Source organism: Erwinia mallotivora, assembly GCF_000590885.1.
Lineage (GTDB): Bacteria > Pseudomonadota > Gammaproteobacteria > Enterobacterales > Enterobacteriaceae > Erwinia > Erwinia mallotivora.
On the sequence record NZ_JFHN01000013.1, the window covers coordinates 41,223 to 62,167 of the forward strand.

At 51.4% G+C, this 20,945-nt stretch carries 21 protein-coding genes; 10 read left to right on the top strand and 11 right to left on the bottom strand.

What is annotated here, in order from left to right; translation table 11 throughout:
* The first annotated feature begins 42 nt into the window (after positions 1-42).
* The 3 genes from BG55_RS00840 to BG55_RS00850 all read left to right on the top strand — a co-directional run bounded on the left by BG55_RS00840 (position 43) and on the right by BG55_RS00850 (position 2,264).
* Positions 43-843 (top strand): PTS mannose/fructose/sorbose transporter subunit IIC, encoded by an 801-nt coding sequence (locus BG55_RS00840; RefSeq protein WP_034933197.1) that lies wholly within the window; start codon positions 43-45, stop codon positions 841-843.
* Between the two features lie 15 nt (positions 844-858).
* Entirely contained in the window at positions 859-1,719 is an 861-nt protein-coding gene (locus BG55_RS00845) for a PTS mannose transporter subunit IID (protein ID WP_034933199.1), read from the top strand.
* A gap of 86 nt (positions 1,720-1,805) precedes the next feature.
* Positions 1,806-2,264: a DUF986 family protein gene (locus tag BG55_RS00850; RefSeq protein ID WP_034933201.1), complete on the top strand. Its 459-nt coding sequence runs from the start codon at positions 1,806-1,808 to the stop codon at positions 2,262-2,264.
* A 3-nt stretch (positions 2,265-2,267) separates the two neighbouring features.
* Here the strand turns inward: BG55_RS00850 and rlmA are convergent, their stop codons facing one another.
* The 5 genes from rlmA to BG55_RS00870 form a co-directional block, all read right to left on the bottom strand.
* Positions 2,268-3,092, bottom strand: a complete 825-nt coding sequence (rlmA, locus tag BG55_RS00855) for a 23S rRNA (guanine(745)-N(1))-methyltransferase (protein ID WP_034933204.1) — start codon at positions 3,090-3,092, stop codon at positions 2,268-2,270.
* A gap of 225 nt (positions 3,093-3,317) precedes the next feature.
* On the bottom strand, positions 3,318-3,527 hold the full coding sequence (gene cspE, locus BG55_RS00860; protein WP_001062678.1) for a transcription antiterminator/RNA stability regulator CspE: 210 nt from the start codon (positions 3,525-3,527) through the stop codon (positions 3,318-3,320).
* A gap of 62 nt (positions 3,528-3,589) precedes the next feature.
* Positions 3,590-3,682: a DUF2627 domain-containing protein gene (locus BG55_RS23465; protein WP_420889599.1), complete on the bottom strand. Its 93-nt coding sequence runs from the start codon at positions 3,680-3,682 to the stop codon at positions 3,590-3,592.
* Between the two features lie 529 nt (positions 3,683-4,211).
* Positions 4,212-5,216 carry an MBL fold metallo-hydrolase gene (locus tag BG55_RS00865; protein WP_034933208.1) on the bottom strand — a complete coding sequence of 335 codons (1,005 nt, stop codon included), beginning with the start codon at positions 5,214-5,216 and terminating at the stop codon, positions 4,212-4,214.
* A gap of 26 nt (positions 5,217-5,242) precedes the next feature.
* On the bottom strand, positions 5,243-5,503 hold the full coding sequence (locus tag BG55_RS00870) for a YebO family protein (RefSeq protein WP_034933212.1): 261 nt from the start codon (positions 5,501-5,503) through the stop codon (positions 5,243-5,245).
* A 242-nt stretch (positions 5,504-5,745) separates the two neighbouring features.
* Here BG55_RS00870 and BG55_RS00875 point away from each other — a divergent pair, with 242 nt between their 5' ends.
* Positions 5,746-5,982 (top strand): YobH family protein, encoded by a 237-nt coding sequence (locus tag BG55_RS00875; RefSeq protein WP_034933215.1) that lies wholly within the window; start codon positions 5,746-5,748, stop codon positions 5,980-5,982.
* A gap of 35 nt (positions 5,983-6,017) precedes the next feature.
* On the opposite strand, the gene kdgR is transcribed toward BG55_RS00875, so the two are convergent.
* Positions 6,018-6,809, bottom strand: coding sequence for a DNA-binding transcriptional regulator KdgR (gene kdgR / locus BG55_RS00880; protein WP_034933261.1), 792 nt, complete (start codon positions 6,807-6,809; stop codon positions 6,018-6,020).
* 194 nt (positions 6,810-7,003) lie between these two features.
* Between kdgR and BG55_RS00885 the strand changes: the two genes are divergently transcribed.
* Entirely contained in the window at positions 7,004-8,371 is a 1,368-nt protein-coding gene (locus tag BG55_RS00885) for an MFS transporter (protein ID WP_034933219.1), read from the top strand.
* 82 nt (positions 8,372-8,453) lie between these two features.
* On the opposite strand, the gene htpX is transcribed toward BG55_RS00885, so the two are convergent.
* The 4 genes from htpX to BG55_RS00905 all read right to left on the bottom strand — a co-directional run bounded on the left by htpX (position 8,454) and on the right by BG55_RS00905 (position 12,912).
* On the bottom strand, positions 8,454-9,335 hold the full coding sequence (gene htpX / locus BG55_RS00890) for a protease HtpX (protein WP_034933222.1): 882 nt from the start codon (positions 9,333-9,335) through the stop codon (positions 8,454-8,456).
* Between the two features lie 234 nt (positions 9,336-9,569).
* Positions 9,570-11,609: a carboxy terminal-processing peptidase gene (gene prc, locus BG55_RS00895; RefSeq protein WP_034933225.1), complete on the bottom strand. Its 2,040-nt coding sequence runs from the start codon at positions 11,607-11,609 to the stop codon at positions 9,570-9,572.
* Between the two features lie 19 nt (positions 11,610-11,628).
* Positions 11,629-12,315 (bottom strand): RNA chaperone ProQ, encoded by a 687-nt coding sequence (proQ, locus tag BG55_RS00900; protein ID WP_034933227.1) that lies wholly within the window; start codon positions 12,313-12,315, stop codon positions 11,629-11,631.
* A gap of 96 nt (positions 12,316-12,411) precedes the next feature.
* On the bottom strand, positions 12,412-12,912 hold the full coding sequence (locus BG55_RS00905) for a free L-methionine (R)-S-oxide reductase MsrC (RefSeq protein WP_034933230.1): 501 nt from the start codon (positions 12,910-12,912) through the stop codon (positions 12,412-12,414).
* A gap of 235 nt (positions 12,913-13,147) precedes the next feature.
* On the opposite strand from BG55_RS00905, the gene yebS reads away from it, so the two are divergent.
* The 4 genes from yebS to BG55_RS22390 all read left to right on the top strand — a co-directional run bounded on the left by yebS (position 13,148) and on the right by BG55_RS22390 (position 19,345).
* Positions 13,148-14,392 (top strand): membrane integrity lipid transport subunit YebS, encoded by a 1,245-nt coding sequence (yebS, locus tag BG55_RS00910; protein ID WP_034933233.1) that lies wholly within the window; start codon positions 13,148-13,150, stop codon positions 14,390-14,392.
* A complete protein-coding gene (locus BG55_RS00915) occupies positions 14,361-16,997 on the top strand; it encodes a PqiB family protein (protein ID WP_034933236.1) in 2,637 nt (878 codons plus the stop codon). The genes yebS and BG55_RS00915 overlap by 32 nt, the downstream gene beginning before the upstream one ends.
* A 99-nt stretch (positions 16,998-17,096) precedes the next feature.
* Positions 17,097-18,536, top strand: coding sequence for a 16S rRNA (cytosine(1407)-C(5))-methyltransferase RsmF (rsmF, locus tag BG55_RS00920; RefSeq protein WP_034933239.1), 1,440 nt, complete (start codon positions 17,097-17,099; stop codon positions 18,534-18,536).
* A gap of 563 nt (positions 18,537-19,099) precedes the next feature.
* Positions 19,100-19,345: a hypothetical protein gene (locus BG55_RS22390; protein ID WP_071994955.1), complete on the top strand. Its 246-nt coding sequence runs from the start codon at positions 19,100-19,102 to the stop codon at positions 19,343-19,345.
* A gap of 585 nt (positions 19,346-19,930) precedes the next feature.
* Here the strand turns inward: BG55_RS22390 and BG55_RS00925 are convergent.
* On the bottom strand, positions 19,931-20,500 hold the full coding sequence (locus BG55_RS00925) for a hypothetical protein (RefSeq protein WP_034933243.1): 570 nt from the start codon (positions 20,498-20,500) through the stop codon (positions 19,931-19,933).
* A gap of 163 nt (positions 20,501-20,663) precedes the next feature.
* Between BG55_RS00925 and BG55_RS21615 the strand changes: the two genes are divergently transcribed.
* Positions 20,664-20,945: helix-turn-helix domain-containing protein (locus BG55_RS21615; protein ID WP_152542562.1), on the top strand; the 282-nt coding region annotated here is incomplete at its 3' end.

A 20,945-nucleotide genomic window follows, 5' to 3' on the forward strand; every position in this document is an offset into this window, starting at 1 on the left:
GTCAGGTTTAACTCAGTTCACTACTGTCAGAGGAGAAGTACAATGGAGATAACCACTCTTCAAATTGTGCTGATATTCATTGTTGCCTGTATTGCCGGTATGGGTTCCATTCTGGATGAGTTTCAGTTTCACCGGCCGCTGGTGGCCTGTACCTTAATCGGCATGGTTTTAGGGGATATGAAAACCGGCATTATCATCGGCGGTACCTTAGAGATGATCGCCCTGGGCTGGATGAATATCGGTGCAGCGGTCGCCCCGGATGCCGCCCTCGCCTCAATTATTTCCACCATTCTGGTGATTGCCGGTGGTCAGAGTGTCGGTGCCGGCATCGCCCTTGCCATTCCTCTGGCCGCCGCCGGACAGGTGCTGACCATTATTGTGCGAACCATCACCGTTGCCTTCCAGCACGCGGCAGATAAAGCGGCGGAGAAAGGCAATCTTTCCGCCATCTCCTGGATTCACGTCTCAGCACTGATTTTGCAGGCCATGCGCATTGCTGTTCCTGCGTTGATTGTGGCTGTCTCTGTTGGAACCAGCATCGTGCAAAGCATGCTGGAGTCTATTCCCGAAGTGGTCACCAATGGCCTGAATATCGCCGGGGGGATGATTGTGGTGGTCGGCTATGCAATGGTCATCAATATGATGCGCGCGGGTTATCTGATGCCTTTCTTCTACCTGGGTTTTGTCACGGCAGCATTTACCAGTTTCAATCTGGTCGCGCTGGGTGTCATTGGCGTGGTGATGGCGGTGCTCTATATCCAGCTGGCCCCAAAATATAACCGCGTGGCGGGTTCACAGGCTTCAGGTCCGGTAGCTAACGACCTTGATAACGAATTAGATTAAGAAAAGGTGAATACCATGGTTGATACCACAACTTCTGCGCCTGTCGGCAGCCCGAAAAAACTGACGCCGGGAGATATTCGCGGCGTGTTCCTGCGCTCTAACCTTTTCCAGGGATCATGGAACTTTGAACGTATGCAGGCACTCGGCTTCTGTTATTCAATGGTGCCGGTCATCCGTCGTCTCTATCCTGAAAATGACCAACAACGTCGTCAGGCGATTAAGCGCCACCTGGAGTTTTTTAACACCCACCCTTACGTTGCCGCGCCGGTACTGGGCGTCACCATGGCGATGGAAGAACAGCGGGCGAACGGTGCGCCAATTGACGATGCCGCAATTAATGGTATCAAGGTGGGGCTGATGGGACCGCTGGCAGGGGTCGGTGACCCTATCTTCTGGGGTACGGTCCGTCCGGTATTCGCCGCACTGGGGGCGGGCATCGCGATGAGTGGCAGTTTGCTTGGCCCGCTGCTGTTCTTTGTGCTGTTTAACCTCGTACGAATGCTGGTGCGCTATTACGGCGTAGCCTACGGCTATCGTAAAGGGGTGGATATCGTCAGTGATATGGGCGGCGGCTTCCTGCAAAAGCTGACTGAGGGGGCATCCATTCTTGGCCTGTTTGTCATGGGGGCGCTGGTCAATAAGTGGACCCATGTCAACGTCCCGCTGGTGGTTTCGCGTATCACCGATCAGACCGGAAAGACTACGGTCACTACCGTGCAGTCAATTCTCGACCAGTTGATGCCCGGTCTGATCCCTCTGCTACTGACCTTTGGCTGCATGTGGCTGCTCAGACGCAAGGTCAACGCCCTGTGGATCATCATGGGCTTCTTCGTCATTGGCATTTTCGGCTACTGGACAGGCCTGCTGGGCGTGTAATTGGGATGCCGGATATCCCGGCATTCGTTTAGCAACAACCGACATCGTGTTAACTGAAAGGATGTCGGTTTTTTTCAGGAGGAAGGATGACGCTGACTGATTGTGTCATTGCACTGTTTATCGCCCTGTTTCTGCTGTATGCCATCTGGGATGAAGTCATTATTGACCGCCTGAAGGGTAAAACCGGTCTGAAGGTACAACTGAAACGCAGGAACCGGCTGGACAGCCTGATTTTCGTCGGGCTGATTGCCATCCTGATTTATCAGAACGTGATTCATCATGGTTCAGCGGTCACCCGTATCCTGCTGATGCTTCTGGCGTTTATGGCGCTGTATCTGTTCTGGTTCAGGCAGCCCAGGCTGCTGCTGAAAGCATCCGGCTTTTACCACGCCGGTGTTTTTATCCACTGGGAGCGAATGAAAAGCCTGAATTTGTCTGAAGATGGCATTCTGCTCGTCGGGCTGGAAAATCGCCGTCTGCTGATCCATGTCAGTAAGCTGGACGATCTGGACAATATCTACCAGTTTATGATCAAACAGGCGTGAGCGTTATCCGTCGCTGTTTCGCTGCCACAGGCGCAGGATAAAATCTGTTTCACAGGTAAATTCAGTGGTGGTCGCCAGTACTCCCCAGACCTCAGGGCGCGCCCGCCAGGCAAACGGCGTCATTTGCAACAGTGCCGCTGATTCTTCACTGTTAAGTGTGACCGGATAGCTAAGGGAGTGCTCAGCGGTAAGGGTGAATCCTTCCATTTTTTCCGGAGTGGCATCATGTAGCTTCACGTCCTGGTAAATAAGCTCTTTAAATTGAATCAGATGGCGTGGGCCAGGCGTGACCGTCAGCACATATCCCCGATCTTTTACTACCCGAAACAGCTCTTCAGCTTTGCAGGGAGCATAAATCCGTAATACCGCATCAAACTGGCTGGCGGCAAAGGGGAGTCGGTGACTGGAAGCCACGCAAAACTCCACGTTGTGGTAGCGTCTGGCGGCGTAACGAACAGCAACTCGTGAAACATCCAGCCCGTAAATCCTTGCCTCTCCCCTCGCCTGTAGACGCCTGGCGACTTCGTCAGTGTAATAGCCTTCACCACAGCCAATATCCAACAGGCTCAGCGACGACGCTGGCAGCACGTCCTCGAGGCGTTCACATACTTTTTGCTGTAATGGCCGATAGTGCCCGGCGTCAAGAAATTCACGTCGTGCATGCATCATGTCAGCGCTGTCGCCCGGCTGGCGGGAACCTTTATGCTGGACCGGTAGCAGATTAACATAGCCCTCTTTTGCCCGATCAAACTGGTGACGGTTTTCACAGCGCCAGGCCGTGGCTTCAGGAAACAGGGGCTGTTGGCAAAGGGGACACTGGTAAGACATAACACACCTCTGGCAGGATTGAGGGCGGCAGTGTACCGGAAACCTTCAGTGGACGGCATATTTTCTTAGCGGGGTCAAAAATCACTTGTGCAAAAGGCTTTTCCGTTGCTCCGGACGTTTGTTGAGGGAAATAAAAAAGCCTGACCATTTCTGGCCAGGCTTTTTTATTCGAATTCGTGCCTGAATTACACGCCAGGCGAGCAATATACAGGCTCAGATCGAAAATTAGATTGCGGTGACGTTCACAGCAGCAGGGCCTTTCTGGCCATCCTGAATTTCGAACTCAACGTTCTGGCCTTCAGCCAGAGTTTTGAAACCATTACCCTGGATAGCAGAGAAGTGTACGAAAACATCTTTGCTGCCGTCTGCAGGAGTGATGAAACCAAAACCTTTAGACTCGTTGAACCACTTAACCTGACCTTTAATCTTTGCCATTTTACAAATTCCTTAGAATGTTTATTCGCCCGAAGGCTTACGTACAGAAAAAACCAGAGACACTACTGCATGAGGCACAAATTAAGGCTCGGCAAGGAAGCGGTATTCAACTTTACGTATTTACTCGAAACTTCTTTACTGAAGATGCCACACATAAACAGAACTGTACCTCGTTTAACCCAGAAAGCGTTATCACATATTCGTTAATTAATGGCAAGTTATTTTTAAACAGCTCTCGGGATGAAGCACAGAATTGAAACAGTCAGCCAGAGCTTGCTTCAGATTAGAATACGCTCCCCCTTCTCCGGTTTTAAAGTTGAGGTTATCCGCACCCTGTTGAACGCATGAAGCGCCTGATGCCAGACTTAACTTCACCGGGATGAATTATCCCTGCCCCTTCCTGAAACCACCGCTGAATTTATTGCACAATTATGGCAGAGCTTACTCAAAAAACTTCATTTAAAAAGCATACCCTTATGCATCACATGGTCAGCACCAACTGAAACAAAAGAAGCGGCTGGTACAATCTGAATTTAAATTGCACCAAAATCAGGAGACTGCATTTATTTCTGCCCCAAATAAAAGCGACATTTATTGTGTTAATTAACGGACTCACCATCAACAGATTTGTTTTATTATATGAGCATCTCATTTTTAGGATTGTTAAATACAACCCCTTTAGGATTATTCCTGGTTCAGGTTATTCAACAGGCGTCGCTCACCAATTTTCCATGCATGAAAGCGTTGTCGATCCATTCCCGCATCCTGCATCGCAGCAGAAAGTACCTGTGGAGGTTCATCCAGTGACTCATCTGCCAGTTCAAAAACCCCCCAGTGGATGGGAATACTCAGCGGTTCTCCAAGTTGCTGGTGCAGCCGGACGGCGCTCTCCGGATCCATATGCTGTCCGTGCATGAACCATTTTGGTGCATAGGCACCCACCGGCAGGGCCGCCAGGGTGAAAGGTCCAAGGCGACGAGGGATCTCCAGCAAGTCTTCAGCAAAACCGCTGTCACCGGTAAACCAGAAATTCAGCGCCTGATAGCGAATAACCCAGCCACACCAGAGTGAACGATTACGATCCCATAATGTTCTCATGCTCCAGTGACGGGCAGGTACTGCATGAATAGTCATTTCACCTGACGATGTCTGCTGCCACCAGTCCAGTTGAACGACATGCTTTGCGCCCCTTCGTTTAAACCATGGCCCAAGCCCCAGCGGCACAATAAATTCAACCTGTGGAAAACGTCTGAGGATTTTTTTGATGGTCGGTCTGTCCAGATGATCGTAATGATTATGTGAAATCAACACGCTGTGTAGCGAGGGTAAATCCTCGATACGCAGAGGCGGAGGGGTTTTGCGTTGCGGCCCATAGAAACTCACCGGCGAGGCGCGCGCCGACAGCGCAGGATCAATCAGCGTATATCGACCGGCGCAGCGCAATAACAGACAGGCATGTCCTAACCACCAGACGGCATCGTCCACCCCGGACAAATCGGCTGGTTGCCACCACTGCTGAGTAAACTGCTGATAGCCACCAGCCGGAGGAAATGGCAATCCCTGCTTTTTGCGTTCCCTGCGCCAGCGTTGCAAAGCACCTTGTGGTCGCTCTTCAGCACCAGGAGTGCAAAAACCTTCAGGGGTGTGATGGGGTTGACCGGGGTCGTACCAGGGATTGTGCCAGGCCATTGAAGAAAATTCCTTCTGTTGCGCGTTTACCGCTGCGGAATAAAACGCGTGAAATCGTCGCTTTCGCCTTCAGGCTTCTCTGTCTCTGCTACGGATTCAGTAATCCTGCGCAGCAAAGCGTTCTGGCGCTTGTGTTCTTCCAGTATTGCTTCGAGTAAACGCACCTGTTCAGTGGCTTTCACGCTGGCGCGGTTAATGAAAAACCAGGCAATCAGCCCGACAATAACCAGCGCGACGGAAAAACCGATTGATGCAAACCCCATTGCACCACTTGCTATTTCGTTCATAAGTGCCTCAAAATGCCAATGTTTTCTGTAATCTGAGCCCGGTACGGGAGGATTTTACCCGCTCACCTGTAAATTGACAGCCAGATCACGAAAATTTCGGAAGGTTCACACAGGCAAAGCATGTCGGAATGTGTATTCTCAGCAACGAATTACGTAATTGATCGCAAATATGCTGGCATATCAGCGACTGACGGCAGGGCGGAAACGCCGGTACAACGGTCTGGAAAAAAATAAGGGGAACCATGAGATTTTTAGTTCGCATCGCAGCACTGCTGGTGATTGTCTGGCTGGCCATGCTGTTTACGGGTTATGGAATTCTGGCCGGCAGCAGCAAAAATGTCGCAGGAATGGGGCTTCAGTGTCAGTATCTTACCGCCCGGGGTATGATTAGCGCACAGTATCTGCACAGTGACAGCGGCATTATCGGCGTGACCGATTGTCCATTGCTGAAAAAGAGTAGCCAGGTTGTCGATAACTGATACCTGCCGGACCAGTGCTGAACTGGTCCGCTTTATCAGAATGCGTAGTGATGATATCCCATCTGTTCAGAAATAATTCTTCCCGCCTGATGCAACATCTTCACATAAGTGCTTTTGTCCTCTTCGGAGAAACGCAGCGTCGGGAAAGAGATGCTCAGCCCCGCCACAACCACGCCAAAACGATCAAACACCGGCACGGCGATGCAGCGTAGTCCTTCTTCCTGTTCTTCATTATCTTCGCCGTACCCCTGCGCCCGCACGCTGTCCAGCACAGGCAGGAGTGCTTCGGCACTGCTTACCGTACGGGGCGTACTTTGGGTGAATTCGACGCCGGAAAGGATCTCCTGCACTTCCGCCCTGTCGCGCCAGGCGAGCAGTACTTTACCAATTGCCGTACTGTGCAGCGGATTACGGCGACCAATGCGGGAATACATCCGCAGGTTATAAAGTGAGTCGATTTTGTGAATGTAAACAATGCTGTCCTCTTCCAGAGCGCCCAGATGAATGGTTTCGCGGGTCTGCCGCGAGATTTCCCGCATCTGTATGTCTGCGCTACGGATCAGGTCCACGTTCTGTAAGGCTTTCGCCCCCAGTTCGAACAGTTTCAGCGTCAAAGTATATTTTTCTGATTCGCCTTCCTGTGCAATATAACCCAGCGTTTTCATCGTCTGTAAAAAGCGATAGACAGTGCTTTTTGACATCATCAACCGCTGTGAGAGTTCAGTGATGCCATGTTCCCTGCCCTCGCCTAACGCCTGTAAGATGCCAAAAACCTTCAGCACCGATGAGACAGAATCCGGCTGTTTGTCCATATCGTCCTTCGTCATACTGAAACCTTTTATGATTGTTTTATAAAAAATGGAACGGCATTTCCAGTATACGTTTGGCTGTGTCAATGCTGCAACATCTGCCATTAAATAAGCGTATTTACATCTGCTGATGGTTTTAGCCGGGCGTCATACTGGAATAGTCCCGGAAAACCATTAGCATAGTGGTACTCACTTCCCTCTGATACGAAACTATGCCGCAATTATCACCACAGGACGGTCTGCCCGTTCCCCAACGTTATGGTGCTATCATGGCCATTGCGCTGGGCATCACCGTCGCCGTGCTGGACGGTGCCATTGCTAATGTTGCCCTGCCCAGCATCGCCCGCGAGTTACATGCCAGCCCGGCAGAGTCGGTCTGGATTATCAATGCTTATCAGCTGGCTATCATCACTTCGCTGCTGTCTCTCTCTTTTCTCGGGGATATTCTTGGTTACCGTCGCATTTATCAGTCCGGTCTGGTGCTGTTTACCTGCACCTCACTGTTATGTGCATTCTCAGATTCACTCGGCATGCTCACCCTGGCCCGTGTGATGCAGGGCTTCGGCGGTGCCGCTCTGATGAGTGTCAATACGGCGTTAATCAGGATTATCTACCCGCAACGTTTTCTGGGCCGGGGAATGGGAATCAACTCGCTGATTGTTGCCGTTTCCACTGCCGCCGGACCGACGGTGGCAGCGGCGGTGCTCTCTGTTGCTTCCTGGAAATGGCTGTTTCTGATCAATATCCCGGTGGGCGTGCTGGCACTTTTTCTCGCATGGCGTTTTCTTCCGGAAAACAGCCAAAAAAGTCAGGGACAGCGCTTCGACATCCCCAGTGCTGTTATGAACGCCCTCACCTTTGGCCTGCTGATTTCCGCTATCAGTGGTTTTGCTCAACGACAAAATAACGGGCTGATTCTGGCAGAAATCGCAGGGCTGCTGGTTACGGGTTTTTTCTTTATTCGCCGCCAGCTACGCCTGCCTTTTCCTCTTTTACCGGTTGATTTATTGCGGATCCCGATTTTTTCCCTGTCGATAGGCACGTCGGTATGCTCGTTCTGCGCCCAGATGCTGGCGATGGTATCCCTGCCCTTTTTCCTGCAAAACGTGCTGCAACGTGATGAAGTGGCAACCGGTCTGTTGCTGACCCCCTGGCCTCTGGCAACAATGGTGATGGCACCCATTGCAGGCAGGCTGATTGAGCATTACCACGCAGGCCTTCTTGGCGCGATTGGTCTGGCGATGTTTGCGGGTGGATTACTTTCGCTGGCACTGCTACCTGCTGCACCTGACGATGTGAATATTATCTGGCGCATGGCACTTTGCGGGGCCGGTTTTGGTCTGTTCCAGTCGCCCAATAACCACACCATCGTCTCTTCTGCACCACGGCATCGCAGCGGTGGAGCCAGCGGTATGCTCGGTACTGCACGCCTGCTTGGTCAGACCAGCGGCGCGGCGCTGGTTGCACTGATGTTTAATTTGTTTGATGCCCGGGGCACTCATGCTTCTTTATTGACAGCAGCGGTCTTTGCCTCAGTTGCTGCGGTGGTCAGTGCGCTGCGTATCAGCAGAACGCCCTGAGTGTAAAAAACCCTGTCAGCACAGTGATGCTGACAGGGTATGGTGAGGGACCTGCTGAGCGTTATCAGCGCAGCTTTTACCACTATTTCAGGTATTGCCCGCTACGTAATGCTTCGATGCGCTTGTCCAGCGGGGGATGCGACATAAAGAGTTCGCTCAACGATTTCGATTTGCCGTTGATGCAGAACGCCATCATGGTGCTGGCTTCCTGCGGCTCATAGCTGGTTTTCAGACGTTGCAGGGCGGCAATCATTTTTTCACGACCCACCAACTTTGCAGAACCGGCATCGGCGTGAAATTCACGGTGACGTGAGAACCACATGGTGATGATGCTGGCGATAATGCCAAACACCAGTTCCAGCACCATCGATACCACAAAATAGACCAGCGGATTGCCGTTGCTGCTCTCTCCTTCATCGCGATCGCCTGAGAGAAAGCCAGCGGCTATCTGAGCAATAATGCGTGAAATGAAGATAACGAAGGTATTTACGATACCCTGAATCAGCGTCATGGTGACCATATCACCATTGGCGATATGGCTGATCTCGTGGGCCAGCACCGCTTCAGCTTCATCGCGGCTCATATTTTGTAACAGACCGGTGGACACCGCGACCAGCGATGCATCACGACGCGCGCCGGTGGCAAATGCATTGATGTCCGGCGCGTGATAAATGGCCACCTGAGGCATGGCGATCCCCGCCTGCTGAGCCTGCTGTGCAATGGTCTGCATCAGCCAGCGTTCCGTTTCGTTGCGCGGCTGTTCAATCACCTCGCCACCGACGGAACGTAGCGCCATCCATTTAGACATCAGCAGTGAAACAAACGCACCGCCGAAGCCAAACAGACCCGCCATAATCATCAGGCCCTGTACACTGCTTGACTGGATCCCTGTCAGGCTGAGTATCAGCCCAAAAACCAACATCACGCCCAGGTTGGTCAACAGGAAAAGCGCAATACGCATCATAAAATTTTTTCTTCCTCAGTTAACAAAAAATGCTTATAACAGCCCCTATCCTATGGGCATTGCAAAACATTTCAAGCTATGGACCCATTTAACTCACTTAAAAAACATAACTTTACACTTTCTGGCAACACAGTGTTCCGGTGCTGAAAATCGCTGTCAGAAAAGGTGAAGTTTGCGCATGAAATAAGAAAATTCAGGTAAAAAAAAAGCACAGCTCTCGCTGTGCTTTGTGGGTTATTTTGCTGCCGTGGGTGGCGCCTGGGTTTTCTCAAGCTGTGCCAGGTCGTTAGCAATATTGACCGTTTCATCAAGATACGGATCGGGCTCTTTGTAATCTTTAGGCAAATCGTCGAGTTTCGCTAACGGCTTCTTGCCCTCACGCTGCATACGGGCGTTGATTCGTTCCAGACGAAGTGCATCATCTTCATGATTCTCTTTCTCACGCTCGGCAAGATTAAGCGAGATGATGTTGCGCTTGTCCTTGTTAGCGTTAAACCGCGCGATGTCCTTAATGATGTACTGGAATTCCGTATCTCTGGCGATCCGATCCTGATGCATTTTAATCAGCTGCGGCTCCAGCGGTTTTAAATCACCGGTTTTGCTGTAGGTGGCAGCATTAATGCTGTCCCACGGCAGAGCATTGTCTTCAAACTTCTCTCCCGTCTCCACCGCTTCCACACCGGTCGGCATCAGCAGGTCTGGCGTCACCCCTTTACGCTGGGTACTGCCGCCATTCACCCGGTAAAACTTCTGGATGGTGTAAGTGATGGATCCCAGAGCAGGCCACTCCGGACGGAGCATCTGATCGTAAATGCGATTCAGTGAACGGTACTGCTGAACCGTCCCTTTACCAAAGGTCGGTTCGCCGACAATCAGCGCGCGGCCATAATCCTGCATCGCGGCGGCGAAAATTTCGGATGCTGAAGCACTGAAACGGTCAACCAGCACCACCAGTGGACCTTTGTAATAGACGATGCCGTCGTTGTCACTGTCTTCGCGAACTTTACCGTTGTTATCACGCACCTGAACCACCGGGCCAGATGGAATAAACAGGCCGGAAAGAGAAACCGCTTCGGTCAGCGCTCCCCCGCCATTGGTGCGCAAATCGATTACCACGCTGTCCACGTTCTGTTTTTGCAGTTTTTGCAACTGCACCTTCACGTCATCTGTCAGACCAACATAGAATCCTGGAATATCCAGTACGCCGACTTTTTCTTTGCCGACATTGTGCACACTCATTTTTACCGCACGGTCTTCCAGACGGATTTTTTCACGCGTCAGGGTAACGGTCCGGGTTTTGGTGCCTTTACCGGCAGGTAAAATTTCCAGACGGACTTTGCTGCCTTTTGGACCTTTAATCTGCGCCACCACATCATCCAGCCGCCAGCCGATGACATCAACCACTGGCTTACCGGGCTGGCCCACGCCGACAATGCGATCGCCAACGGTTATGGATTTGCTTTTTGCCGCCGGTCCGCCCGCCACCATCGAGTTGATCACCGTGTAATCATCATCCATCTGAAGCACGGCACCGATTCCCTCCAGAGAGAGGCTCATCTCGGTATTGAACTGGTCAGTATTGCGTGGTGAAAGGTAACTGGTATGGGGATCGATTTCGCGGGCAAAGGCCGTCATCGCCAGCTGGAAAACGTCCTCACTGTTGCTCTGGGCCAGTCGGCGAATCGCGAACTGATAGCGTTTTGTCAGGACATCACGAATTTCTTTCTCGTTTTTTCCCGCCAGTTTGAGGCTCAGCTCGTCATATTTGACTTTTGCATCCCACAGCTGATTCAGCTCTGCGGTGCTTTTGGGCCACGGAGACTTGCTGCGATCGATATCAATGGTGTCGTTGCCGGTGAAACTCATCGGCCGGTTGAGTACGGTCAACGCATACTGATAGCGTTCAAAGCGACGTTGCTGAGCAAGGTTGTAGAGATCATAAAATACATCCAGCTTGCCGCTTTTCAGTTCATCACCGAGGGTGGTTTTTTTCCCGGCGTACTGATCGACATCTGATGCCAGCAGAACGTTGTGGTTGTAGTCGAGAAGGTTAAGATAGCGGGCAAAAATCTTCTCTGAGAAAGCCTGGTCCAGATCAAACTGACGATAGTGCGAGCGGGTGAAGCGTGACGTTACGCGTTCACTGACTGTCGCATGCTGCGGCTCCTGATGGAGCTGCGGGATCTGATCTGCGCGCGTAATGGTATCGGCAGCAAACACATTACCTGCCAGAAACAGACCAGCGATAACGGTGGTTCTGAAAAAATTGTTCATGCCCTGATTGGCCTCCGTCTCAGAACTGCAAGTGTTCTGCGCGCACGATCATCGCAAGGCCAGAAGCCAGCTGGACGCGGACGCCATCTTTAGTTACTTCAAGAATGGTTGCATCCATCGCATTTTTTCCCGCAGTCACTTTAATACTCTGGCCCACCTGTAAAGCACGGGTATCAGTGACAGGTGCGGTGCGGGGAGACGCCTTGGGGGCAGCTGTTGGCTGACGCTCTGCGCTGTTACTTTGCGGCTTGTTGCGCGCCTGACGCGGCCGTTCACCTTCTGCGGCAGGTTTACGGGCAGGTTTGCGTGGACGGCGGGGAGCCGTTTCTTCACCCGCTTCACGTTTTTTCGCCTGCTGCTGCTCACGATGTGCCTGTACACGCGCTTTTGCTTCTTCAAGCTGCTTACGCGCATGTTCCACGTGCTGCTCGTCAAGAACACCACAGGGATTACCATCAAGGTCAACACGGGTCGCACCAGCTTTGATGCCGTAAAGGTAACGCCAGCTGGAGGTGTAAAGCCGTAATGCAGAACGAAGTTGAGTTTTACTCAGATTCATTTCGCCCTGAACGCGTTCGACCAGATCCTGAAAGATCCCGATTTTGAGCGGTCTGGCTTCGCCTTCCGCACTAAAACACTGAGGAAAGCGTTCGGCCAGAAAGGTAATAACTTCTTTGCTGCTATTCAACTTGGGTTGATTTTCCATGAAATTTCCTGATTACAACGGGTTGCCAACAAGCCGCAGGCATGAACAGGCGTCATTATAATGACACCATCGGCAAATGCTACGTGATCCAGCGCTTTAGCTGCGTTTCATGTGAATAAATTTTTCCACATCAGACCCGGCAAGTACCTCGCAAAGCCCGGCAGTAAGGGTTGACAGCCCCTTTTCATCCTCGCTGTCGAAGCGGTTATATTCCACACTGTCGATATCGAGTACGCCGATAATCTGGCCGTTAACCACCAGCGGTAAAACAATTTCAGCATTACTGGCAGCATCGCAGGCAATATGACCGGGGAAAGCATGGACATCATCCACCCGCTGAACACGGTTCTCACTGACTGCGGTGCCACATACGCCCTTGCCAACCGGGATACGTACGCAGGCAATTTTGCCCTGAAAAGGCCCCAGCACCAGCGTATCTGCTTCCGTGAGCAGGTAAAAACCCACCCAGTTGACGCCGTCGAGACGCTCATACAACAGAGCACTGCAATTGCTCAACACCGCGAGAAAACTGCTCTCCCCGGCAATAAGTGCACCTGAATCCCGATTCAGGTCCGAATAATACTCAGCTTTTGTCATCTTTTAACCATTGTGAAAGCATCTCGCAGTAACCGTTTCGGTTACGCCAGATAAAAATAAGCATTAAATATACTGTCAGACAAGGTGAATGATTCTGTTAGTTAATATAACCTTATTCACCAGGAGCAAGTGAGCATGACCAGGTAGGGTCCGTTAATCGCTATGGCGACCAGAAAACTTAACCCTGCCCTGCACCTGAACTGTTGCCCGGGCCTGGAGCACCCTGTTCAGGATCATGAAAATATACGCCATCAGCCACGCTTTGCCTCAGGCACGTTATCAGCGTTGCCCCCAATGCGATACCCTTTTTTCCTTACCAGATGTTAAATCGGACCAGTCAGCGCACTGCCCGCGCTGCAATGCGAGGATCCTTAACGGCCGCGACTGGTCGATGACCCGCCTGATGGCGATGGCTGTCACTATGCTGCTGCTGATGCCCTTTGCCTTTAACGAATCACTGCTGACCGTTCACCTGCTGGGCACCACTATTCGCGCCAGTCTGCTGGAGGGGATTCTTCAGATGGCCCAACAGGGCGATGTGATCACCGCCGCAATGGTCGCCTTCTGCACTATCGGCGCACCGGCAACGCTGGTGGCGTCTTTTGCCTGGCTGTGGTTCGGTAACAGGCTGGGAATGAATCTGCGGCCGGTATTACTGATGCTTGAACGGCTGAAAGAGTGGGTGATGCTGGATATTTACCTGGTGGGTATTGCGGTCGCGTCGATAAAAGTCAAAGACTACGCGGATATCCAGGCCGGGCCGGGGCTGGTTGCATTCATTTCACTGACCGTCCTCAGCCTGATAACGCTTATTCATACCAATGTTGAGCAACTCTGGCATCGCTTTTATCCGCAACTACAGCCCCATGTCACACCTGAGCAGTTGCAGGTCTGTCTGAGTTGCCATCACACCGGGTTGCCGGACGATCGTGGCCGTTGCCCGCGCTGCCACACGCCTCTTTATTTCCGACGTCGTTACAGCCTGCAAAAATCCTGGGCGGCGTTAATCGCGTCGATCGTGCTGTTGATCCCGGCTAATCTGCTGCCGATTTCCGTCATTTATCTCAACGGTGCAAAACAACAGGACACCATTCTTTCCGGCATCATGTCACTGGCTTCCGGAAATGTTCCGGTGGCCGCCGTGGTTTTTATTGCCAGTATTCTGGTGCCTTTTACTAAAGTCATTGTGCTGGTCACGTTGTTAATCAGCATTCATTTTAATTGTGAACAGGGGCTGAAAACCCGGGTGCGTCTGCTACGGGTGGTTACCTGGGTAGGCCGGTGGTCAATGCTCGATCTGTTTGTCATTTCACTCACCATGTCGCTGGTCAATCGCGATCAGCTGCTGGCTTTTACCATGGGACCGGCTGCCTTCTATTTTGGCGCAGCGGTTATACTCACTATCCTTGCCGTTGAGTGGCTGGATAGCCGTTTACTTTGGGATGCACATGCAACAGGAAACGCCGACTACACCGACTAACGCACGCATCAAAAGCAGGCGTAAGATTTCACCGTTCTGGCTGCTGCCTTTTATTGCATTGCTGATTGCAGGCTCGCTGGTCTGGACTAATTATCAGGAGCGCGGAACCACCGTCACCATTGATTTTGCCTCGGCTGATGGCATCGTGCCGGGCAGAACGCCGGTGCGTTATCAGGGGGTGGAGGTCGGTCTGGTGCAGGGGATCAGCATGACCGACGATCTGCGCACGATAAAAATTAAAGCCAGTATCAAAAGCGACATGAAAGACGCGCTACGCGAGGATACCCAGTTCTGGTTGGTGACGCCAAAAGCGTCTCTGGCCGGGGTATCCGGACTCGATGCTCTGGTGGGCGGTAACTATATTGGCATGGTGCCCGGTAAGGGGAAACCCCGTGACACCTTTGTGGCGCTGGATACCCAGCCCAAATACCGGGTCAACGCTGGCGAAATGCTGATTCATCTGCACACGCCAGACCTTGGCTCACTCAATTCCGGCTCGCTGGTCTATTTCCATAAAATTCCTGTTGGGCGGGTCTATGACTACAGCATTAATTCGGGCAATCAGGACGTCACGGTGGATGTGCTGATCGAACGTCGCTTCACTAATCTGGTGAAAAAGGACAGTCGTTTCTGGAACGTTTCGGGGGTCAAAGCCGATGTCAGCCTGAGCGGTGCTAAAGTTCAACTGGAAAGCCTGGCCGCGCTGGTAAATGGTGCCATTGCTTTCGATTCGCCAGAACAATCGCCGCAGGCCAAAACCGACGACAACTATGACCTGTATCCCGACCTCGCTCACAGCCAGCGCGGGGTAAATATCACTCTTGATCTGCCTGACGGCAAAAACCTGAAAGCGAACAGTACGCCGCTGATGTACCAGGGGCTGGAAGTTGGCACCCTGACTGGCCTGACGCTGCAATCCGACGGCAAAGTGACCGGCTCTCTGACCATCGACCCATCGGTCACCGGTCTGATGCGTACCGGCACGCGAATTGAAATGCGCAGTCCCAAAGTCAGCCTGACCGACACCAGCCTCAGCGCGCTACTGACCGGTAACACGCTGGAGTTAATTCCCGGAGAAGGCGAACCACAGGACCATTTCACCGTACTGAAAAGTAATGAGTCACTGCTCCAGCAGCCTGCCACGCTGGCGGTCACGCTGACGGCTCCGGAAAGCTACGGCATCGATGCAGGTCAGCCCGTTGTGCTGCATGGTATGCACATTGGCCAGGTCGTCAGTCGGCAACTGAATGAACAGGGCGTCAGCTTTGTGATTGCTATCGCCCCCGATTACCGCCAACTGGTTCACGGAGACAGTAAATTTATTATCAACAGTCGACTGGACGTCAAATTTGGTCTGGACGGCATGGAGGTGCTGGGTGCCAGCGCAGGCGAGTGGGTTGATGGCGGCATCCGTCTCGACCCCGGCAGCAAAGGCAGCGTTAAAAGCAGCTATCCGCTGTACGCCAATGCAGAAAAGGCAGAAGAAGGGATCACCACCAATCAGTTACCCACCACCCTGACGTTGACCGCCAACAGCCTGCCGGATATTCAGGCCGGCTCCATAGTGCTGTACCGGAAATTCCAGGTCGGTGAAATCGTTGAGGTGATACCCCAGGCCAATCAGTTTGATGTAAAGGTTCATATTAAACCGCAGTACCGCAAACTGCTGACGCCTAACAGCGTCTTCTGGTCTGAAGGCGGCGCGCGCGTGCAGCTGAACGGCAGCGGTCTGACCGTGCAGGCCTCACCGCTGAATCGGGCCCTGAAAGGCGCAATCAGTTTTGATAATCTGACCGGAGCAGGCGCGGGGCTGACCAGCAGAGACAAACGCGTGCTGTATGCCTCGGAAACCGCTGCCCGGGCAGTCGGCAGCCAGATTACACTCCATACCTTCGATGCCAGTAAACTTTCCCCCGGTATGCCGATTCGTTATCTTGGCATCACCATCGGGCAGCTGGAATCGCTGGCGCTGAGCCCGGATAAAAACCAGGTGATTGCTAAAGCCGTGCTCTATCCGGAGTACGTGCAGGACTTCGCTCGTCTGGGCAGCCGCTTCTCGGTGGTCTCACCTGAGATCTCCGCCGCCGGAGTCAGTCATCTGGACACACTGCTTCAGCCTTATATCAATGTTGATCCCGGAAAAGGCCACGGTCAGCGCAGCTTTGAACTTCAGGAATCAACCATTACAGATGCGCGTTATCTTGACGGACTCAATGTGGTAATGGATGCACCGGAAGGCGGCTCGCTGTCTGTGGGAACGCCGGTGCTGTTCCGTGGTATCGAAGTAGGAACGGTAACCGGGACGTCGCTGGGCGCAATGGCTGACCGGGTGCAAATCACCCTGCGTATCAGCAAAAAGTATCAGCATCTGGTGCGCAATAACTCCATCTTCTGGCTGGCGTCTGGCTACAATCTGAAGTTCGGCCTGATTGGCGGGGTGGTGAAAACCGGCACCTTCCAGCAGTTTATTCAGGGCGGTATTGCCTTTGCCACACCGCCGACCGTCCCGCTGGCACCGCAGGCGACATCCGGCAAGCATTTCCTGCTGGAGGATGAAGAGCCGAAAGACTGGCGGAAATGGGGCACCGCACTTCCGGCTAATTAATGCCAACGGGCAGTCAACACGACTGCCCGTTTTTTTTCCCGGCAAAGGCTGTGTTAAACTCCCCCCACTTCACTTCTATTGTCAGACGGAACCTTCCCAGTGCCCTGCTCTTCTTCGCTTTACTTTCCTGACGCTTTTCTTGCACAGATGCGGGAGCTGTTGCCCGATCCCGCGCAGTTTGATCGGTTTATCGCCATCAGTCAGCAGCCACTGCGCCGCAGTTTGCGGGTTAATACGCTGAAAATCAGCGTGCCCAACTTTCTGGCTCTGGTTGCGCCCTGGCGCTGGACTCTCACTCCCATTCCCTGGTGTGAAGAAGGCTTCTGGTTGTCGCGTGAGGATGTCGACACCCTGTCTCTGGGCAGTACGGCTGAGCACCTGGCCGGTTTATTCTATATTCAGGAGGCCAGCTCAATGCTGCCGGTCAGCGCGCTGTTTGCCCGCGATTGCCAGCCTGAGCGGGTTATGGATATGGCCGCCGCACCGGGTTCCAAAACCACCCAACTGGCCGCAAAGATGTCGACTCACGGCACGGTTGTCGCCAATGAGTTCTCAGCCAGTCGGGTAAAAGTATTACATGCCAGTCTCAGCCGTTGTGGCGTCACCAATACGGCAATAACCCACTTTGACGGACGGGTTTTTGGCGCAGCGTTGCCAGAAACTTTCGATGCCGTTCTGCTGGATGCGCCCTGCTCTGGTGAGGGCGTAATCCGTAAAGATGCCGATGCCCTGCGTAACTGGACGCCTGAAAGTACCGCAGAAATAGCGGCGACCCAGCGGGATTTGATCCTCAGTGCCTTTCACGCTCTGCGGCCCGGCGGTACGATGATCTACTCCACCTGTACGCTGAACACGATTGAAAACCAGCAGGTGATTGCCTGGCTGATGGCGACTTTCCCCGATGCGGTAGAAATCGAACCGCTCAACACGCTTTTTCCTGAGGCGCATCGGGCCTGCACGCAGGAAGGCTTTCTGCATGTTTTCCCGCAAATTTATGACAGTGAAGGCTTTTTTGTAGCCCGGCTGCGAAAACGCCGCTCAGTGCCGCTGCTCCCCCCGCCCGGATACAAAATGGGTAAATTTCCCTTTGCACCACTGAAACCGGCAGAAGAACAGGCGGTGATTGCTGCTGCCATGCAATCCGGTCTGGGCTGGAACAGTGACACTCATCGTCTGTGGCAACGTGATAAAGAACTCTGGTTATTTCCACATGCCATCGAGCCCATGCTGGGCAAAGTCCGCTTCTCACGTATCGGGCTGAAACTGGCAGAGGTCTTCTCCAAAGGTTATCGCTGGCAACATGAAGCGGTGACTGCACTGGCACAGCCGCTGGCCGCCAACCGATTCGAACTGATCACCGGCGAGGCGGAAGAGTGGTATCGCGGGCGTGATATCTACCCTGAGCGGGAAATACCCGCCGATGAAGTACTGCTTACCCACCAGCATCACCCTGTCGGGCTGGCTAAAAAGGTGGGAAACAGGATTAAAAACAGTTATCCCCGTGAACTGGTGCGTGACGGCAAACTGGCCACGCCATAAGGACTTGCCGTCAGGCCGGGGGCGAGTTAGTGCCTTAATCATCTGGCTGATTTTAGCCAGCGCGGAACCTGTTGCCTGACGATTTATCATCTCGCCTGTGAATACCCGTTGTGCTGCAACGGGTGTTGATAGCACGTATCTGATGACATGCCTGTCGATGGCTACACCCATTCACGTCAGGTATGGATTATCATCAATCTTGCTCAGGTTGACGGTTTGTTTAACTGATGGACTCTATTTTTGTTCAGGGTTCAGGGTTCAGGGTTCAGGGTTCAGGGTTCAGGAAATGACATAAATGAACAATCAAAAGCAGTTTTATTTTGTGCTGGCACTGCTGTCCCTCGGGAGCGCACTGATTATTGAAGTACTGGCAAGGCTGGTTCATTTACTGATTGTTGGATAAGTGGTTTGCCTTCCGCACCCTGTTTCCGCCAGGGTATTTCTGCACTGATAGTGGGTAATTTAAATAATTTTCCACAATTAATAACTCCGACGATCAGATAAAAACGTCGAAATAATAAAATGCTGTCTTTATTCTGAATGAAAAGGAACTTTCGATATTTATGAAAGCGATTATGCTGCTAATTCTCAGCACATTACTCTCCGCCTGTTCTTCTGATCCACACCAGCCCCACCCCTCTTCGGGTGAGATATGTCAGGGCTTCGGCTGTAGCACGGCACCCGGAAAGTTACCCAGCAGAGCTGATACTCACAAGCCAACGAAAGAAGAGAAAATACGTGTCCGGCAGGGGGGAACGCCTGATTTTGGTTCTGATGAGATGAGTATTGGTGGCCATTTTCCCTTATAAGCAAGGTCGATAACGAAATAATATCTGCTGAATATAAACGGTATGCACCCTTTATAATGCTTCTTCCCGTTCAGAAATTTTATGTCCTGAATACTGCTAAAGAGTCTGATATTAGTACAGCGCCGTTTGCAGAATAAGCATTCAGTGAAAAAGCCTGGTCGGTAGTGAGCTTATGCAGCAACGACAGGAACGCACACAGCTCGATGAGCGCGGTGATAACTGCTCCATCATTTCCCGTTAAGTCATCGGGCGCTGCCAACTGGTTACAGCTGGTAATGAGGCTGAAAGTTTGCACCGCCCGATGGCTGAATATTTTTGGCAGATATACAGATTATCTCCTCCTGAGTAATAACAAAAAGACTTTTGCCTGGTGCAGTGCTCGCTGGCAGGCTCTTACGTTGCTGACCGCATCGTCAACATGTTGCAATCTTTATGTTAACCCTCTAATTAAAGATAAAAAAAGACCGAATACTAATTATCACTTTCATTATCTATAAGTCACTATACAAAGTGGCGATAAAATAGCCATATCACTTTATGATACCAGATGTGGCGCATTTTAAATTCTAATAATTAATGTATATTTTATTTAGCATCAGCATCTTTGTTTTTATGCTTTTTTTTATTTTTACCATCTAATTTAGATATCATTGAGTTCATTGCATGAACGTGTATACCTTTTAACATTTTTACTTCATTGTTATAATGTTTTTTATTTAACGATTCAAGTGGGGATTTCATGATTTCATTTTGTACTGCCCTTATAAACTCAGTAGTGTTATCCGCTCCCGTTTTTTCTATTTCGTCTTTGATTGAAAGTAGTGATAATGACAAAACTTTCTTGTAAGCATAATCTTCAATGATGTTTTTTTGTTTGACATATTGATTAGCGCAAAACCAAGTTCCAATTAAGAAAAGAGGTGCTATTAAAAGCCTCGAAATGAGATAATGCAAATTACCATCATTAATATTTGGTAAACTATCAGTGAGAAAAACGGCAAGAAGACATTCTATTATAGCACCTAATAAAAATGCACCACCTATTAAAGCCCATATAATGGCCCCCTTTTTAGATTTTTCATACTGATCTTTAAAGTGCCCTCCGAGTTTAATAGTTGAGGCGTTCCCCAGAGCATCATTAGCTTTTGAAATCAATATATCTACTTCAGAAATTTTATCTTCTAAAACTTTATTTATTGAAGAACTTCTAGAACCTAAATAGCTGCGCGGAATAGTAGATCACTTTAAGGGAACTCAGCCCGGATTGTGCGATCTGATCAATCGCCAAATCAAAACAAATCACCAACCGGACTGAGCGATGCCGATCATAGCACCAATACCCCGTGGCGAACGACGCCTGATGCAAAAAGCGATTCAGCGAACACGTGATAAAAATCATGCCCGCAGGCTTACCGCTATGCTGAGGTTGCATCGGGGTGACAGTGTCAGCAACGTTGCCAGAACACTCTGTTGTGCTCGTTCTTCCGTCGGGCGCTGGATCCACTGGTTCACACTGTCGGGTGCTGAAGGTCTGAAATCTTTACCTGCAGGACGCTCACGACATTGGCCTTTTGAGCACATCTGTACCTTGTTACGTGAG

Bases quoted from the DNA above. Each gene is read 5' to 3' on its own strand.
- BG55_RS00840 (WP_034933197.1), top strand. From the start codon at position 43: ATGGAGATAACCACTCTTCAAATTGTGCTGATATTCATTGTTGCCTGT.
- BG55_RS00845 (WP_034933199.1), top strand. From the start codon at position 859: ATGGTTGATACCACAACTTCTGCGCCTGTCGGCAGCCCGAAAAAACTG.
- BG55_RS00850 (WP_034933201.1), top strand. From the start codon at position 1,806: ATGACGCTGACTGATTGTGTCATTGCACTGTTTATCGCCCTGTTTCTG.
- rlmA (WP_034933204.1), bottom strand. From the start codon at position 3,092: ATGTCTTACCAGTGTCCCCTTTGCCAACAGCCCCTGTTTCCTGAAGCC.
- cspE (WP_001062678.1), bottom strand. From the start codon at position 3,527: ATGGCAAAGATTAAAGGTCAGGTTAAGTGGTTCAACGAGTCTAAAGGT.
- BG55_RS23465 (WP_420889599.1), bottom strand. From the start codon at position 3,682: ATGTGTGGCATCTTCAGTAAAGAAGTTTCGAGTAAATACGTAAAGTTG.
- BG55_RS00865 (WP_034933208.1), bottom strand. From the start codon at position 5,216: ATGGCCTGGCACAATCCCTGGTACGACCCCGGTCAACCCCATCACACC.
- BG55_RS00870 (WP_034933212.1), bottom strand. From the start codon at position 5,503: ATGAACGAAATAGCAAGTGGTGCAATGGGGTTTGCATCAATCGGTTTT.
- BG55_RS00875 (WP_034933215.1), top strand. From the start codon at position 5,746: ATGAGATTTTTAGTTCGCATCGCAGCACTGCTGGTGATTGTCTGGCTG.
- kdgR (WP_034933261.1), bottom strand. From the start codon at position 6,809: ATGACGAAGGACGATATGGACAAACAGCCGGATTCTGTCTCATCGGTG.
- BG55_RS00885 (WP_034933219.1), top strand. From the start codon at position 7,004: ATGCCGCAATTATCACCACAGGACGGTCTGCCCGTTCCCCAACGTTAT.
- htpX (WP_034933222.1), bottom strand. From the start codon at position 9,335: ATGATGCGTATTGCGCTTTTCCTGTTGACCAACCTGGGCGTGATGTTG.
- prc (WP_034933225.1), bottom strand. From the start codon at position 11,609: ATGAACAATTTTTTCAGAACCACCGTTATCGCTGGTCTGTTTCTGGCA.
- proQ (WP_034933227.1), bottom strand. From the start codon at position 12,315: ATGGAAAATCAACCCAAGTTGAATAGCAGCAAAGAAGTTATTACCTTT.
- BG55_RS00905 (WP_034933230.1), bottom strand. From the start codon at position 12,912: ATGACAAAAGCTGAGTATTATTCGGACCTGAATCGGGATTCAGGTGCA.
- yebS (WP_034933233.1), top strand. From the start codon at position 13,148: ATGAAAATATACGCCATCAGCCACGCTTTGCCTCAGGCACGTTATCAG.
- BG55_RS00915 (WP_034933236.1), top strand. From the start codon at position 14,361: ATGCAACAGGAAACGCCGACTACACCGACTAACGCACGCATCAAAAGC.
- BG55_RS22390 (WP_071994955.1), top strand. From the start codon at position 19,100: ATGAAAGCGATTATGCTGCTAATTCTCAGCACATTACTCTCCGCCTGT.